We start from the raw sequence: 17227 nt of genomic DNA, 5'->3' as shown, positions 1-17227 counted from the left end.
CAGACCACCTGCTTTTTTAACGAATACGACATTGAGAACAGTGCCCGGCTACTGCGGCACCACCTGATCCGCCGGATCATAAGCAAACCGACTGGCATCAGGCGCAAGAAAACTCAGTTTCAGAATAGGGACGACATAACCAGCGGCATTAAGCTTTCTTTGAAACGTCTGAGCAATCAACTTACCCGCCGGCAAACTGACATCATAAAAAAATGCGGCAATGTACTTCGGCAACCCGGCCCCGTTATCTGCTGGGTTATTCAACATAATTTCATTCCATACGGACGTATGGGTTGTGTACTTGGCATGTGAAGCGATCATGGCGGTCCAGCCTGCCTGGCTGTCGACGTTCCATGAGCACTGTCTCCCCCGGTTTTGCGCAACGCTCTCAAAATGTGCGTCCCACTGAGCGACGGTGATGATCCCCGAGGTCTCACAGGACCCCCACGCGTAGGCACTGTTGTTATGCCTTGGGTTATTTGTGGGGAAAGACACCCGGAGCGCCCTACGACCACAACCCTGATGCGTCTGGTCGGTCGCTGTACCCGCGTCAAAGGGGTAAAGACAGATAAATCCCGTCTCCAGTCCCGGCAAATTGCCCGCTATGGCCTCCGCTTTGTTACGCAATATGAAACCCGCTGGGTGATACAGACGGGTATTACGCACATCTTTTCGCATCCAGGCGTAAGAAGTTGCGCCGATGGCGATTGCATTAGGGCTGCTCATCCAGGGATCGAACGCGCCGTCATTCACCGTGCGCACTAATACACCGCTGCAGTAATAATGCCCTCTGGGCAGGTTGCTGCCACGCTCCAGACAGTTGTTTTGATTTTCGTTATAGTTGCGATTCATTGCTGCCAGAACCACGTCCGGGGGCTGTACCGCTTTGTTGGTATTATGCCCTTCCGTAACGGCCATTTCGCTGAGCGAAGGCATAGGCGGTTCAACGGAAAGAGGCTGGTTGACACAAGCCACGAGCAGCAAACTTGTCAGACAAATAAATAATTTATTCGCACGCATGGCTTATGCACTCCTCCACGGAGATTTTCACCCTGTCAGTCCATACCTGAAAGCGGCTCTTTAAGCCTCGCTTGACAAGTTAGGGGATATTCCTTCTGAGTATTTGCGAAAACTTCAATGCCGCGCCCCCTCGTCCGACGCTGTAGTTGATGAGTACCTCTCGCCCCCTGTTTTCCGTTACCCAGGCCGGTGGAATGCTGAACGTAATAACGCCCCCACCCGCCGGTGGAGTTTTAATCTCGGTGAAGTACTCAGAGCGGCCCTTCCAGCGTACCGCGACGGTATCGATGCTTTGACTGGTATAATTCACATAAACGGTTTGGTGATTGGCGGCAATTGTCGGCTCCAGCAAATTGGGCTCCTGCGGCTCGACGGTGAGCACCAATGCTTTTGACGGCAGGAGCGGGCTGTGCGGATCAACAACAACTGAATAATTCACATTGACGGCCACACCGATTGAGTCAATAACTTCGTCACGTGGAATAATGAAATCCATCGGACCGATAAGCGTGACAGGTTTAATATCGGTAACGTACTCCACTCGCCCCACCCAGCGGCCTCTTACTGTATGGCCGGGCTTCATATCTTTGTAGTAGACCCGCATGATAAGGTCTGTCCCCGCTGCCATTCGATAAAAATCCAGCCTGTTGGGGTTGCCTTGCCTGATAGCTTCTGGAACTTGTGGTGGAATAAGATCTAACACGGCTTTACTGTCCATGACGGGTGCCTATATTTATATTAGTTGACCGAAATTGCTCGCGGTCGTGGGTGTAGCCCGCCATAAAAAAGTTATGGCGGACTACTGTTTTTTTGCCATGAATAACGTACTCGCGACTACAACGACAACCCGATACCGCGGTTACCTCAGGGCATTACTTTTCTCAGTAGTTGCGAGAAGATCAAACGCGCATCCCCCACGCCTACGCTGTAATTAATAAGGACTTCTCTTCCTCTGTTTTCAGTGACCCACGCGGCGGGTATTGTGAATTGAGTGGTACCTCCGTTAGTCGGTGGATTCTGAATTGAGGTGTGGTGCTCAACCACTCCCTTCCAGCGTACAGCGATGGTATGGCTCGTCAGGCTTGCGCCATAGGCGACGGACACCGTTGTATTGGCTGCATTGATGGTCGGGGCAACAAGGTTAAGCGCCTGAGGCAATATCCTGAGCGGCAAGATTTTTGAGGGCAGCAGCGTACCGCCCGGTGTAAGCACGACCGAATAGTTGACGCTGACAGTGGACCCGATCGAATCAATGACTTCGTCTCTGGGGATGACAAAATCCATGGGGCCGACCAGGGTCACGTCCTTGATGTCAGTGGTGTACCTGACCCGACCGATCCACTGCCCTCTGACGGTCTGACCTCGGTCCATGCCGTCATAGTTGACACGCATAATCAGGTCGGTATTGTCCGGCAGCCTGGAAAAATCCAACACCTCGGGGTTACCTTGTGCAACGGCTGCCGGCACGGTTGGCCTGATGAGGTTCAATCCGGTCTGACTGTTAACAATAGTGATTGGTTGGGGCGGTGAAATGATGACGGGATCATCTCCTCGCCCATAGCTGTAGGTGACCGTCACCCCTTTATCGAGGTTCTCCTCAGCCCATAGAATGGGGATATCAAACTCAATAGGCTGTGGAGGGCTGCCCACGGTCTTGATGTTGGTGTTACGTTGACGCACTCCCAGCCAGCGCACCAACACCGTATCGCCTGTCACCATCTGATAGTCGGGAACCCGTACCGTCACTTTGGTCAGATTGGCGATATCAACCACGTGGGCAGCGTCATCTTCAAGGATGTCGGGCAGCGGCAGGATGGCTTTGATTTGCAGCGTGCGAACGTCAGACTTGGCCTCGCCACCCGCGTCACGGCGCACCTCATAGCGCACAGCCACTGTCCTGTGGCGATTGGACTCTATCAACGGAGGCAATATGGACCAGGAGAGATTCTGGTTGTCACTTGCGACGAGAAAGTCCTTGGTCGCACTGCCATTACCCGGTGCACCTGTCCAGTACGCAATGACTTCGTCCAGACGTTTGAGCCGAGCGGCAGTGCCATCAATGTGCACCACGGTGCGGTCATAGAGGTCGGGATCAATAATGTCCCCAGGGGCGTTGTCCACCGAAGGTTTGAGCAACAGCTGGGCAATGCCCGACACACTGTAGACCGAAGGCAGCGAAGGCCTGAGGTTGCCGGTAAACAGCTTTACTTTGTAAGAGAGCGTCAGGGTGCCATTGCGCAAAGGAACCAGATTGGCTTTAGGCACCAGGAATTCATAGTCATCGTCCTCTTCATCACGCCCGACATCGTAATCATCGGTGTAGGTGTAGGTTTGGCCATTCAACGCTTTGCCTTCCCAGGTCAGGTAGATCACGTCTCCTGGACCTTTGCCTGCATAGGGCTGGATGATGACATGCGCATCGACCAAGACATCTTCAGGGTCTATGACCGTACCGACAGCCTCATCCAGAATCGGTTTTGGCAACGGCGCCACATCACCGATCACCGTCACGGTGACGCTTTTTGAACGACGTGGTGAGCCGCCTGCAGCGGGTGCCACTCTGTAGTAAACCGTTGCCGAACCTCCTGCGATATCCGCCACAGATTTGTTCGGTACGTCGAAGGAAGGCCCGAAGCCAATGTTTTCAACGGGTTTGCCCGGGAGCACGGGCACCACCGGATTACCGTCAGCCGTTTGTCCTTCCCAATGCAGGGTGACGTCATCATTCAGCGCAATGCCTGTATAGGCGGGGGTATCGACTCTGGCGTCACGGGCGCCAAGCTTGTCCAGATCAATTTCCAGATTAACGTCAGCGTCAACCACCCTCGGCGCTGCCGGTGCGCTGGGATCTACTTGCACATTGGTGAAAGCGGGCAATGACAGCAGCGACCAGTTACCGACCAGGTCGCGGATGTCGTAATTGACCTGCAGCTTTTCGCTGTCACCGGCATCGATCAGGGTCTTTGAAGGCACCGTGACGATTTGTGGCTTACCGACCTCCCCTGCGGGTAAAGGCGGTTGTTTCATGGCAAAACGATTGCCCCCCCAATAGAGGGTTAGCACATCGCCTTCGGCCATCAACGGCCAGCGCGGAACAGTAACGTCCAAATTCCGGGCTGTATCGATAACGGGCGGAACCCCCTCAGGTTTTAACAGGTTCTCATTGATGGTCGGAGTGGTGTTGTCTGGATCGGGATCACCAGGCACCGAGCGTTTGACCCGAACTTCACGGACTGGCGAGTCCTCGGGATTAGCACCCAGGCCGAAATAAATACGGTAGAACACCTGAGCAGCAGGGTTATCCGGGAGTACTAAAGGGAGCGGGTTGAAGCTTATTCGCCCGCTGTCTATCTGGTCTTTAGTAATAGTGAAATCATCTACTACAACGCCATCCCAGTGAAGCTCGGCAAAGTCATTTTCGGCAGTGCCCGTCCCCAGGATGGCTAACATGGGCACACCTTTGATTGGGTCTGCAAGATCAGCGTTGCCCAGACCACCGCTGCCACTTATATCGATAGCGGGGATAATCAATGGGTTAAGTTCAATTCTTTCTTGTTGGGTGTTGATGTCCATTTCATTCACCGATGGGTGAGTAGCCGTGACAAGTGGTATAAGAAAGTGAACAACTTCCACACCTCTCATTTACGCTTTCTGCAATGCTTTATTGTCGATGCGCCGTCAAGGTCGGGGAGGAAAACAATAACCGCTGGCCCTTACGCTGATGATGACGGCGATCTTTGCAGACTCTGCCTCACCCTTACCGTTTATCGCGGTGTAAATAGCGGTCCCCAAGCCGTCACAAATGAACCTCAACTGGGGCTCTGTAATGATGAAATCGTAATACCTGTCATCAATGTCTTGTTGCAGAAGCTTATGTTCGAGTGTCACTTGGGAGCCAGGGATTTCGGGGCCATTGGGATCAGTAAAGCTGTAATGCCCGGCAAACTTCAGACGCAGTGAATCATCCACCGTCATGTTCACAATGGGGAGGATGATCCGGATAGGCGTGCCATCCATGCCCTCTTCCTTGTTGATCACGTTGGCGGTATCTTTTTCCGTGAAATTCGGGTCTACCAGATTCGCACCGCCGCCTGGGATTTCGGCAGAAGACACTACCCTGACATTAGTCGGTAAAGACTGAGCGATACCAAACTGAGGTGGATTCCCGACGCCAAGAGCGCGGCTGACGGTGTAGCTGACATCGAAAGCTCCGGTGGGACCTTTCTGGATGATGTCGTCGCTGTCGAGTGGAATAGCCAGATCGATCGCTGGGTTTATCACAGTGAACGGTATCTTCAAGTTAGACCCCCATGAAACTTCAACAGTGTCGGTGGCCACAAATACCTCACCACCATCTTCCCCCAGATGGTAAATGGTAATCACACCGTCTTTGTCGAAATCCGCCGCAGGAATAACGTTCTCCTGGCCGCTGGCACTAGTCACTTTCAGTAACTTCAGGTTTTCGTGCTCAGGGGTTTCCGGAAAAAGATCTTCGCCTCCCGGGATGGTGAGATTTACCAGAACAGTGGTATCAGGAGAGGGACCGAACTTATCGATCCCCCGCTCCACACGATAGGCGACCGCGACAGAGCCATCGCCCTCAGCAATGAGTTTTTTAATGTCCATTACCACTCTGATGATCGGATCTGGCAGCGGCGGAGGTACTGCTGGCAACTTCCCGATAGGAGCAGGAAACGCTTCTTGCATACCCCAGGTGACAACAATCATGTCACCTTCCGCGATATTGTCGTACGGCGAAATATCCACCAGAAGCGGCCCCTGAGCATCCGCCCAGGTCACAACTTCGTGATCATCGAAAGCGGGCACAGCAGGTGCCAAAAGATTGGAAGGGGGCGAACCTACCAAAGTCCGTAAACGCACTGCAGGCGCTCGTTGATCAGGAGGACGCACGTTACCGAGTTGATCAATGACATTCCAACTGAACGATTGCACGCCATCAACCGCGCTGAGATCGGCCCTTGGCAGTTTGAAGCTCAGCGGGGCGCCAACGGTGGTGACCGTCTCTTTGCTGTTTGGCAGCTGTAACCAGTCTGCGGGCAATGGAGCGGCCTTCGGGGCTATTTCAGGCGTGGCTACGTCGCCAGTCCCCTCCCCGTTCCAGTTTGGAATCTTTGCCTCCAATTCACCTGAAGCATTTAGATCTGACTCGGTGACCACCCCATCAACGGCCAGATTGAAAATCAAAGACCCCAGATCGCTGCCCCCTGGGGCAGTTCTGTCAATAATGAGCGTCAGCGGTACATTGGCCCTTGTCTCATTTTGACCAGCACTTAACCTCGTGACGTAATCGAGTTGATGCAGGCCTTCTGCGGAGTTGGTCATTATGTCCACGGGCAGCTCAAGCTCGTGTTCATTGATGTCAGCAGGGTTAAAATTATACCTTGAAAGCGGTACTTCGACGTTATCCCAGAACAACACTACATTGTCCCATGCCGGGTCAGTTAACTCACTGATCACGGGGATCACTACTTTCAAAGGAGCAGCCATTACAGCAAGGGGCAGCCTGCCATCCGGTAACATATCAGGCGCTTGTGGCTGCCTAAGCGCAGTGACTCCAATTGACGGCTTTACCCCATGACGAATGACGCGTGAGTATTTTTGTTTGTTAGACATGGCTTTATCTTCCTGACAAAAATTAAATACGGGTGGAAAATTCCAGGGTGGGGCAGATACACTTTCGAGCGGCTGTGCAGGTGGAGTGAGTATTAGCGTCGATCTCGTACCGTGCCACTGTCATAAATGACAGTGGTTGCGCTAAAAATGAGCTTTTAGTACCCAAAATCCAGAAAAGTTAATGCTTATCCTGCTGTTTTTCATGGCATTTATTAAAGGCGGTGCTAGATACCTCTACACACTCAAGCTCAGTAATTATTTCGAAGCCACGCCCCTTGCATTTGCTTCCAAATGGAATATCGCATGAATAGCAAATCGCAATAACGAAACAATTACTTATTTCCAATATCACGAACCGTAACACCGCCGTTACAGCCATACAGAGAAACAACCCTGATAATTGACAACTCTACCAAATAGAGCTTTACCTCTATAGCCATCCGCACCTTGGTACGGAAAGCTTATTTCTAATTTTCGTACTCAAGCGTTTGAGCGGCATAAGTGGGTGCGTAGTAAATCATTGCTCTCTTTGTTGAGTTGAAAAACTCAGGGGCCGTTCTTCCTGACGCGACAGCCCACCCCTCCGTTAGAAGTGCACACGCACTGTAAAGCGCACATGCATCATCCACAGGGAGATACGTTATGAATATCAACTGTTTGTGCAAATGCTACCTCATACCCTCCGTATTGACCGTGGCCTGCGCCAGCCCCTTACAGGCGAGGGTGCTTGGGCCCGGGGAATCAGAAACCGTCAATGCCGGAACACCAGCAGAAAGCTGGACGCTGACAGGCGCCACATTGACCGTGACACCGGGCGCAATCACACAAAGTATCGCCGGGGGTACTGCCTCCACGTTGATCATGGACGGAGCGACGACAGACAGCACCGTCACCAAAGGCGTGTCCCTCAGCAATAGCACAGCCACCATTGCAGGGTCGACCATCACCTCCAGTGTCAACTTTGGTCTGGAGTTGATCACCAATAACGTAACGCCTGGGACAGGCAATACCGCGGCGGTCTCCAGCACAGTAATCACCGGTGCTGTACGCGGCGTCAACTTGACGTTCAGAAGTCAACTGGACCTGACAGACTCTCAGGTCATAGGCACTGGATCGGGCACCGGCGGCCCGAGTTCAGGGGGCCTCGGCATGACCGTCGTGGGCGCGACCGCCAACCTGAAAAACAGCTCGGTTACCGGCGCTAACCGAGGTGTAATACTGGTGACAGATCAATTCGCTGGCTCCAATCTGCCGGTACTCACTCTGGATAATTCTTCTGTGGTCGGCACCAACGGCGACGCTATTCTGGTGGTCGGTGATGCGGCGATCACCACCGCGTCGATAACGGTGCAGAACGGCTCGACGCTAACAGCGGGCAACGGCATTATTCTCAATGTGGCTGCCAATGCATTAGCAGACCTTATCGTCGATAACAGCCAGTTGAACGGCGACGTGTCAGCCGTGGCGGCGTCCACCACCAACATCACCTTGCGCAACAGCGCCAGCCTGACCGGCAACCTGAGCAATATCAGTAGCGTCAACATGGACAATAGCTCGGTAACCGGAGACGTCACGGTGCCAGCCGCAAGCACCGCATCTATAGCGATGACTAACAATTCCAGCTGGAACGGGCAACTGACCAACATCGCCAGCCTGAACATGAACAGCAGTAGCCTGACCGGCAACCTGAGCAATATCAGTAGCGTCAACATGGACAACAGCACGGTAACCGGAGACGTCACGGTGCCAGCCGCAAGCACCGCATCTGTAGCGATGACTAACAATTCCAGCTGGAACGGGCAACTGACTAATATCGGCAGCTTGACTCTGGACAACAGTACCCTCACCGGAGGCGTTAACCAGGACAGCGGCTCGATTGCCAGTGTTACGCTGACCAACAATGCTGTGATCACCGGGCAACTGAACAACATAGGTGCACTCAACATCAACAGCAGCACAATGACGGGTGACATCGTGCAGGATGCGTCCACCCCGGCAACGATCACCCTTGCCAACACGGGCGTATTGAGCGGCACCGTCACCAACGCTCAAGCGATGAACATTGACAGCACCTCGGTCTGGAACATGACCAACAGTTCAAGCTTGGGCAGCCTGGCCATTGCTGGCGGGACGGTAAATTTGCGCGGGGGTAATCCGGCATTCAAGACGCTGACCCTGGGCAGCCTGTCAGGCAGCGGCAACTTTGCACTTGGTACGGACTTGGCGGCGCATCAAAGTGACCTGATCAACATCACGGGTAATGCAACCGGCAGCCACGTCCTGCAAGTCCAGAACACTGGCGTTGACCCGGTCCAGGAGACTTACGCGCAGCAGCTTGTGCACACGGGCAGCGGCGACGCAGCGTTTGCGGTTCAGGGCGACACTGTGGATGCAGGGGCATTTACGTATCAACTGGAACAGCGCGGCACGGACTGGTTTCTGGTGCAGGCGCAAGATGATGCTGGCGAGCCCATCCCGACGCCAAGTGCGCAAACCGTTGTCGCCCTGTTCAGCGCCGCACCCACCGTGTGGTATGGCGAACTGTCCACCCTGCGCAGCCGCATGGGCGAACTGCGCAATGGTCATGATCAAGGCGGCGCCTGGGCGCGGACTTACGGCAACAGGTTCAATATCGCAACGAGCGATGGTGTTGATTATTCGCAGAACCAGAGTGGGATCTCCCTGGGTGTCGACACTGCACTGCCCTCCTCTAACGGACAATGGTTAATAGGTGTAATGGCCGGTTATAGCCATTCAGACCTGAACCTGCGGCGCGGCTCGACGGGCGACGTGGACAGTTACTATGCCGGCTTATACAGCACCTGGTTGTCGACCTCGGGTTATTACGTTGATGCGGTGCTCAAGGCTAACCGATTCAGTAATAAAGCCGATGCTCGCATGAGTGATGGCGAACGGTCGGAAGGCGATTACGACACATATGGCGTGGGCGCTTCAGTGGAAACAGGTAAACACATCCAACTGGCTGACCGTTGGTTCGTCGAGCCCTACGCTCAGGTATCCGCCTTGTGGGTAGAAGGCGAGGATTACCGTCTGGACAATGGCCTGGAGGCTGACAGTAATAGGGCGGATTCTTTTTTGGGCAAGGTCGGGACCCATTTTGGCCGTACGTTCCCTCTCACAAAAGGAGGGTTTGTGCAGCCTTATGCAAAGGTCGCAATAGCGCAGGAGTTTGCCAAAAACAACAAGGTCAATGTTAACGACAACACCTTCAATAACGATTTGTCCGGTACACGTGGTGAAGTGGGCATCGGGGTGGTAGCGCAACTGACCAGCGTCCTTCAGTTGCACGCCGATATCGATCACAGCAATGGTGACAACATCGAACAACCGTGGGGGGTGAATGCAGGTCTGCGCTATTCGTGGTAGGAACGCGTCGCGTCCGTGAACAAAAAGGCTGTGGCCCGAGTGGCGCTCGCCAGTGAAGGATTCTACGTCTGCCCGCAAGCTTGATCCGACTCGCAGGACTGGCTTTCGCCGGGAGGAGCCCGGGCCAGTCGCTGATTAATAAGTCGTCAGAAATACCGCTTCCCGGTCTAAAGACGGTTCCACCACGGGCCTCCATCGCAGCCCTGACTGATAACAATTCAACCCGTTACCATTCGCGTCCCCCCCCTGCAAGTGTCGGGCTATTCAGACCGCCTACCCTAAAGTTCCTAAAATAGCCTCTACAAACATAAATAAGGAAATTTCCTACAAGATTAAAGGAATGTCCTCAGATATTTCTGTAGTCCATTTCTATTAAATGGCGCCTCTTTTAAACAAGCAGCATTGTTTTCAATGCAAGGTGTCGTTACATGTGTATTACCAAGTTTGCTCTTCGCAAACCTTCTACCTCTCTAGCGCTGGCAATTGGCCTTGCTTTCGCGACCATTGATCCCGCTGGAGCCGCAGCGCTAGCCCCTGGTGAATCGGCAACTGTTAATGATGGCGACACCGTAGAAGACTGGTCCCTCCGTAGCGCTACCCTGGTAATCACGCCGGGTGGAAAGACCGATGCTATCCAGGCTACTACCGGCTCTAATATCACTATTGACGGAGGTTCCGTAACAACATCGACAACGAGCGGTATATTGCTGACAGACAGCGATGTAACGCTGACCAACACCAATGTCACCTCTACTGCTTCTTACGGGATTATTGGCGTCACAGATATCAACGGCCTCTTGACCGGATCGAAAATCACTGCCGTCAATAGTGTGATCCAGGGTGTAACGCGTGGTGTATCAGCTTCATTCAACAGCATCGTCACGCTGGACGGAACTTCGGTTTATGGCACTGGCACGGGTATCGATGGCGCTATTGACGGCGGCGTAGGTATGGTCCTGGTAGGGGCGACGGCTAACGTACAAAACGGCAGTAGCATCACGGGCGACAATCGTGGCATCGTGATGCTCTCCGACCAGTTCGCGAACTCCGAAAAGAGCACCCTGAAGCTGGACAACTCATCGGTTACCGGCAAAACCGGCAGCGCCATTTTTGTTTCGGAAGGTACCAGGCCGAATTCGGTTGCAGCCATCGACGTCAACAATGGCTCGACCCTGACGGGTGGCAACGGCGTGATTCTCGAAGTCGAGAAGAATTCCACCGTCCAGTTCAACGTCAACAACAGCCGTTTGATCGGCGATGTATTGGTCGAGAGTGGGTCGGTTGTAGATCTGGATCTGAAAAACCATGCGAGCCTGACCGGCACCATCACCAACGCCACTTCACTGACCATCGACGATTCGTCGCGCTGGGTCATGGAAGGCAATTCAACCGTAGGCAAACTTAGCCTGAACGATGGTCTGGTTGATCTGCGCGGCACCGATGGCAACGCCAGTTTTCATCAACTGGATGTCACCGAACTGAACGGTAGCGGCACCTTCGCACTGGGCACCGATCTGGCTGCCAATGCAGGCGACCAACTTAATGTGTCCGGAACAGCAACTGGCAACCACAAGTTGCTGGTCGAAAACACGGGTGCCAACCCAAAAGCGGGGGATGCGGATCGCCAATTGGTGCATATCGAAGGCGGCGACGCGCAATTTGCAGTCGACAGCGAAGACGGTCTCGTGGATACCGGCACTTACGCCTACGCACTGGAACAACGTGCGAACGGTACGGGCGGCAATGACTGGTTCCTGGTACAAACCGGTGAGATATCAAAAAGCACAGAAGTCGCCATCGGCTTGTTCAGCGCAGCGCCTACTGTCTGGTACGGCGAGTCTGCCACACTGCGTAGCCGTATGGGCGAACTGCGTATCGGCAGCAACGAAGGTGGCGGCTGGATGCGCACCTATGGCAACAAATACAACATGTCGGCCGGCAGTGGCGTTGAATACTCCCAGCAACAGCAAGGCATTTCGTTTGGTGCCGACATGCCAGTCGCCAGCAGCAATGGTCAGTGGCTGGTAGGTCTGATGGGCGGTTACAGCAAGTCCAATCTGGACCTCAAGCAGGGTAACAAGGGCAAGATCGACAGTTACTACGTGGGTGCTTACAGCACCTGGCTACTGGATAACGGCTTCTACATTGATGCGTTGATCAAAGCCAACCGCTTTCAAAACTCCGCCGATGTGACGATGCGCGACGGAGCAAAAACCAAAGGTGATTACACCAACCACGGCGTGGGCGGTTCGGTTGAAGCCGGTAAGCACATCAGCTTTGATGATGGCTGGTTTGTTGAGCCTTATGCACAAGTGTCGACGCTGTGGGTCAGTGGTGAAGACTACACGCTGGATAACGGTATGGACGCCAGCAGCAACCAGGCTGACTCGGTGCTCGGCAAAGTCGGTAGCCACGCAGGCCGCAAATTTGCCTTGAAAGAGGGCGGTTTTGTACAGCCTTATGTCAAGGCCGCCGTGGCCCGTGAGTTTGTGACCTCCAACAAGGTGACGATCAACGAGTCCCGGTTTCATAACGACCTGTCGGGTACCCGTGTGGAACTGGGTGCAGGGGTTGCGGCGCAATTGACGGATGTACTGCAAGTGCATGCAGACTTTGATTACATGAAAGGCAATAACATCGAACAGCCGTGGGGCGTTAATGTGGGTGTGCGCTACAACTGGTAATCGTTGAGATTTTTTGAAAGGCCCTTTGCGGGCCTTTTTTACGCATGACAGTTAACGCTAAGAACCCATATCTCATTTTGCTATAGCGGACTAACACTAAAACAAAAAAACTTCACAAGCCTGCAACAGCGTCGCCATTCAACTTACTATTTGGCATCAAAAAAAACATTACCATCGCGATTCATTTTATGAACTTGAATGATATCAATGGACAACTATTTAACGAGGACCTAACCTAAAATTCAGGCAAACAACAATTAGCTCGCCTTAACCCCCCTTCAAGTCCGCCAGCTTTATAAGGTGCCCACTGCTGTAGGCATGGAAGCCCAAGATGATTATCAACGCCCGTGTGGCCGCCTTACTGTTTATAGGTCTGCTCATCCATGGTTGCGCCTCTGATCTGCCGGACCCGCCTGATAAAAATGGTCAAACCACAACGTCACAAGGGCAACTACACCCCCTTGCTCTGGATCTGCCAAAAGCCACCATGACAGAAGCCCCCAATGGGGAGTTGGTGCTAGAAAATCTGGGGGTCAATGCCAACGTTACGTTCACTTATCCCGCGATTGCCAACACCCACGACGTAGGACTTCGCTGGACAGGTAAAACCACCTATAACGCACCCCATAAACCCGTAGGGACAGCTCGCCCGGTAGCGTTCACCATTCCAAAAACAACCCTTGCGCTGGATGCCGGTGGTACAGGTGTAATCACCTATAGCGTGAAGGTCGGCGACAATCCGTTTGAGTTTTCGCAACCGCTTTCAATCCGGGTCATTGGCACACCTGTTCCCAATCCTGACTATCCCCCCCCAACCGTGCCCTCCGCTCCCAACGGCAAGCTTGATCTGGCCACGGCGGGGGAAACGGTAACCATCACCGCAACCTACCCGTCCATCACCAATGGGCACACGGTCGGGATGCGGTGGACGGGCAAGGCCATTTATGACATTCGCCCTATTCAGACAGTTGGCGCCACCCGGCCGCTGGTCTTTGTCATTCCCAAGGCAGAAATCGCAAAAGATCTGGGTGGCACAGGGGTTTTTACCTATAGCGTCGGCGTTGGTGATGACCCACTGAAATTCTCCAACCCGCGGCCTATCGAAGTCGTGAATGCACTGCCCTCCGATGGCGCAGCCATCGCGGAGGCAATTAATACCCGGTATCGCAACACGGCAACCAGTTGCGCTGGCAACACCCCGTCTTTTTACTGCAACGGTGTCATTATTCGTTCCACAATTAATGGCAATTACAACGTTTGGGACCCCGCCCCCAGTGCAATCACACTAGGCGGCGTATCTTTTTCATACATGAGAGCCGATGCGCGCATCGTGACGCTTTATCACCATAGTGGTTTTATTTTTTCAGCTCAGGCTGATGCCATCGCCGCCAACAAACCAGTGGACTATGTCTGCATTTACGCCAACGATGCGGCAACACTGAGTGGAGGCCGCACGGACAAGGGCTGCGGCATTAGAGTGCGAAGTATCTCCGCTGTGGACTTGAGTTCGTGCGCTGCTGTGAATGTGCGAACACTGGAACAGTGGATCGCTTATACCACCCCCAAACCGGGCCCGTCATATCAATGCTCATTGAGCACCCAGGATCCGGCTCAGTTTCAAGTCAGCATTGCAGCGCGCCAAACTCAGGTCTGGCCGACCAATTGGAACGAAATAATGGTTGCCACCTGGCCACAGAGTTACGGCGCCAGACTGCCACTTGAAGCGTTCTTCTGGAAGACCGGCGTTCCGGCATCGCTGGAAGAAGCCAAAATCTATCAAACCAAATTCAAAACCAACACCGGGCTTTGGGTGCCCGTCATCCGCCTCGACTTCACGCAGATAAATGCCAAACCGTTTAGCTATCAATCGGCGGATCAAGCGGTTCAGCCTTAAGTGAAACCCATCCAATGAAGCGTTGATTCTGGTGGGTTGCTTGCCAGGAACGCCTGCAACTTAGCCCAGCCGTTCAACTCGAGGTCACCATGACTGCACATACACATAAAACAACCGCCTTATGCCTGTGCCTGCTGATAAGCAGCTGCTCCGTAGTGCAGCAATTATCGGTGACCGATGAGCAATTACATCCACGAGCTCTGGACCTTCCTCCAGCCACGGTAACTGAAGCGCCCAATGGCGAACTTGTACTTCAGAATCTTGGAGCTAATGCCAACGTTAAAGTTACGTACCCCGCAATCAATAACGGTCATAACGTTGGGCTTCGATGGACAGGTAAAACTACCTACAATGCCCCCGTGCAGACGGTCGGCGCGACCCGCCCATTAGCGTTCACCATTCCAAAGACCACCATCGCCCAAGATGCTGGCGGCACCGGTGTGTTGACCTACAGTGTGGGAGTGGGCGACAACCCGCTTGAGATATCACAACCCCGGCCTATCAAAGTCATCGGCACCCCGGCACCGGGCGGTGATTATCCAAAGCCTGCCATGCCAGCAGCACCTAACGGCAAGCTGGATCTGGCAACGATGGGTGCGACGGTGTCCGTCACCGCTACCTATCCAGGCATTACTAACGGCCACAACGTCGGCATGCGCTGGAAGGGTAAATCCCAGTATGACGCTCCGCTGCAGACGGTAGGCGCTACCCGCCCGCTGACATTTGAAATTCCAAAAACAGAGGTAGCCAAGGAGGTAGGAAGCACGGCTGTTTTGACCTACAGCGTGGGTATCGGTAATGATCCGCTCAAGATTTCAGATCCGCTTGCGATCGAGGTAATAAATGCGCTCCCTTCCGATGGCGCAGCAATAGCGGCAGCGCTTAATGCCCGGTATACCGACACTCGGGCAAGTTGCCCGGGCAATACGCCGGCGTATTACTGCAATGGGGTAGTAATACGCGGAACAGACAACGGCAACTTTGACCCTTGGAATCCATCTGCTGGCGCTATCGCCTTGGGCGGCACCTCTTTTTCATACATGAGAGTCGACGCCCATGTTACGCCTGCACGCAATAGCGGATTGATATTTACCTCCCAGGAAAAAGCGATCGCGGCCAATAAGATCGTCGAGTACCTGTGCATCTATGTTCACAACGCCTCAACCAATACAAATCCGCGGGACAAGGGTTGCGGCCTGAGACCGAGAAGCAATATTGCTGCGGATTTGAGCTCATGCGCGAGTGTTAATGTTCGAACTTTAGCGCAGTGGAATGCCTACGCGGCGACCCTGCCAGCTGGGTGGTATCAATGCTCATTGAGTACTCAAGATGCCGGGCAGTTCCTGGTGAGCATTCAAGCCCGCGCCAACATAAACATTTCGTATAGAACGCTATGGAATGAGGTAATGGTGAGCACGTGGGCACCCGACATCGGGAACAAGCTGCCGATTGAAGCCTTCTGGTGGAATACAGCGCAAGCGTCAGTGGCTGACGCAAAGGCTTATCAAACCAAGTTCAAGAATAAGACAGGCCTTTGGGTGCCAGTCATAAGGGTCGACGTTGCGCAACTCAACGGCAGACCTTTCAGCTACAACGCAGCGGATCAAGCGGTTCAGCCTTGATCAATGTTGATATCCAGCCAAAAACGACCTGTTCGTAGCCATGCCGGACAACGTCTCTTGTCGAGAAGCCTGCCCGCTACCAGAATCGCTCCATACCCGACAGGAAATGGAGCACCCGACATGATGCACGCGGACTTGATTGACCAGGAAGATCTGATCAGCCAGTTACGATCAATTGGCTTCGAAGTGCCTGCTGGCGCAACTGCCGAGCAGGCCTGCGCGCAAGTTGTATGCGGCCTGACGGAAGACCGCGCCACTGCATTGCGTCGGCTGGTGGAACAAATGCTGACCGGCAGCGCGACCATCTTGCCTGCGGTCAGACAGGCGATTGATAAACAGCTGTTGCCGGGGCTGGTGGAGTACAAGCAGGGCCGTGGTTAAGCGTTTTGTGGGAGAGAGCTCATTCACGAAGAGGTCGGTACATCCGCGAATGAATTCTCTCCTACAAGTGTTCAAAACATCACACGCTTACCTATGCGACTCCCCAGCTTCAATGCCTACGTCTCCGCTCATCTCTGAGGGAAACACTTCCCACCAAAACCTCCTTGGCAAATCGAGGCTCAACCAATACCTCAATGTTATTGGTAGTCGCTAAGTTGGAGACAAACAAGTCGAACGTAGTGGTTGCCCAGTCATCCGACACCGCAGGATAATACGTCCTGAACAGGGCATTCGATGACCAGAGCAAGTGCACTTGCCCTTTATCCTCCTCAGTACCATTGATCACTTTCAATTCAACGGAGAGTAAGAAACGCCGTGGTTGTACGTCTGCGATTCGAACGTTCTGGTTCAACTTGTCACTGTCGCCCAGTACCGCATGGTAGCGACCATCCTCTTCTCCAATCTCGATTGTGGAACCTGCCACCGGCCGCCAAGGGTCGAGCTTCCCGGTGCTAAAATCACTATTTACTATATATTCCATGATCTGACTCCCTGAGAAAAAACCTCAATCCCTGTAATAAGCAAATGCCTCCAACTCGCCAAAT

At 53.5% G+C, this 17227-nt stretch carries 10 protein-coding genes; 5 read left to right on the top strand and 5 right to left on the bottom strand.

Going from position 1 to position 17227, the window contains the following annotated elements:
* Window positions 1–48: 48 nt before the first annotated feature.
* From AO242_RS06160 to AO242_RS06145, 4 genes are all read right to left on the bottom strand, one after another.
* The gene (locus tag AO242_RS06160; protein ID WP_099268072.1) at window positions 49–1020 is read right to left on the bottom strand and encodes a hypothetical protein; all 972 of its coding nucleotides are present in this window, start codon (window positions 1018–1020) and stop codon (window positions 49–51) included.
* A gap of 79 nt (window positions 1021–1099) precedes the next feature.
* Window positions 1100–1738, bottom strand: coding sequence for a hypothetical protein (locus AO242_RS06155; protein ID WP_099268071.1), 639 nt, complete (start codon window positions 1736–1738; stop codon window positions 1100–1102).
* Between the two features lie 146 nt (window positions 1739–1884).
* Entirely contained in the window at window positions 1885–4593 is a 2709-nt protein-coding gene (locus AO242_RS06150; protein ID WP_099268070.1) for a hypothetical protein, read from the bottom strand.
* A 105-nt stretch (window positions 4594–4698) separates the two neighbouring features.
* Entirely contained in the window at window positions 4699–6654 is a 1956-nt protein-coding gene (locus AO242_RS06145; RefSeq protein WP_099268069.1) for a hypothetical protein, read from the bottom strand.
* Window positions 6655–7296: 642 nt separating this feature from the next.
* On the opposite strand from AO242_RS06145, the gene AO242_RS06140 reads away from it, so the two are divergent.
* The 5 genes from AO242_RS06140 to AO242_RS06120 all read left to right on the top strand — a co-directional run bounded on the left by AO242_RS06140 (window position 7297) and on the right by AO242_RS06120 (window position 16622).
* Window positions 7297–10041 (top strand): autotransporter outer membrane beta-barrel domain-containing protein, encoded by a 2745-nt coding sequence (locus AO242_RS06140; RefSeq protein ID WP_099268068.1) that lies wholly within the window; start codon window positions 7297–7299, stop codon window positions 10039–10041.
* A 704-nt stretch (window positions 10042–10745) separates the two neighbouring features.
* Window positions 10746–12725 (top strand): autotransporter outer membrane beta-barrel domain-containing protein, encoded by a 1980-nt coding sequence (locus AO242_RS06135; protein ID WP_176560577.1) that lies wholly within the window; start codon window positions 10746–10748, stop codon window positions 12723–12725.
* Window positions 12726–13056: 331 nt separating this feature from the next.
* Window positions 13057–14619, top strand: coding sequence for a hypothetical protein (locus tag AO242_RS06130; protein WP_099268066.1), 1563 nt, complete (start codon window positions 13057–13059; stop codon window positions 14617–14619).
* Between the two features lie 89 nt (window positions 14620–14708).
* Window positions 14709–16241: a hypothetical protein gene (locus AO242_RS06125; protein WP_141562188.1), complete on the top strand. Its 1533-nt coding sequence runs from the start codon at window positions 14709–14711 to the stop codon at window positions 16239–16241.
* 120 nt (window positions 16242–16361) lie between these two features.
* A complete protein-coding gene (locus AO242_RS06120; RefSeq protein WP_099268064.1) occupies window positions 16362–16622 on the top strand; it encodes a hypothetical protein in 261 nt (86 codons plus the stop codon).
* 109 nt (window positions 16623–16731) lie between these two features.
* On the opposite strand, the gene AO242_RS06115 is transcribed toward AO242_RS06120, so the two are convergent.
* A complete protein-coding gene (locus AO242_RS06115; protein ID WP_099268063.1) occupies window positions 16732–17163 on the bottom strand; it encodes a hypothetical protein in 432 nt (143 codons plus the stop codon).
* Window positions 17164–17227: the final 64 nt, after the last annotated feature.

It is taken from the genome of Pseudomonas sp. ICMP 561, assembly GCF_002699985.1.
GTDB classification, from domain to species: domain Bacteria; phylum Pseudomonadota; class Gammaproteobacteria; order Pseudomonadales; family Pseudomonadaceae; genus Aquipseudomonas; species Aquipseudomonas quasicaspiana.
Note: the sequence above shows the minus strand (reverse complement) of the source record. Positions and strands in the feature narration are given on the sequence as shown.

Excerpts from the sequence above, each read along its gene's own strand:
- AO242_RS06120 (WP_099268064.1), top strand. The coding sequence starts at position 16,362 with ATGATGCACGCGGACTTGATTGACCAGGAAGATCTGATCAGCCAGTTA.
- AO242_RS06150 (WP_099268070.1), bottom strand. The coding sequence starts at position 4,593 with ATGGACATCAACACCCAACAAGAAAGAATTGAACTTAACCCATTGATT.
- AO242_RS06115 (WP_099268063.1), bottom strand. The coding sequence starts at position 17,163 with ATGGAATATATAGTAAATAGTGATTTTAGCACCGGGAAGCTCGACCCT.
- AO242_RS06155 (WP_099268071.1), bottom strand. The coding sequence starts at position 1,738 with ATGGACAGTAAAGCCGTGTTAGATCTTATTCCACCACAAGTTCCAGAA.
- AO242_RS06140 (WP_099268068.1), top strand. The coding sequence starts at position 7,297 with ATGAATATCAACTGTTTGTGCAAATGCTACCTCATACCCTCCGTATTG.
- AO242_RS06160 (WP_099268072.1), bottom strand. The coding sequence starts at position 1,020 with ATGCGTGCGAATAAATTATTTATTTGTCTGACAAGTTTGCTGCTCGTG.
- AO242_RS06130 (WP_099268066.1), top strand. The coding sequence starts at position 13,057 with ATGATTATCAACGCCCGTGTGGCCGCCTTACTGTTTATAGGTCTGCTC.
- AO242_RS06125 (WP_141562188.1), top strand. The coding sequence starts at position 14,709 with ATGACTGCACATACACATAAAACAACCGCCTTATGCCTGTGCCTGCTG.
- AO242_RS06145 (WP_099268069.1), bottom strand. The coding sequence starts at position 6,654 with ATGTCTAACAAACAAAAATACTCACGCGTCATTCGTCATGGGGTAAAG.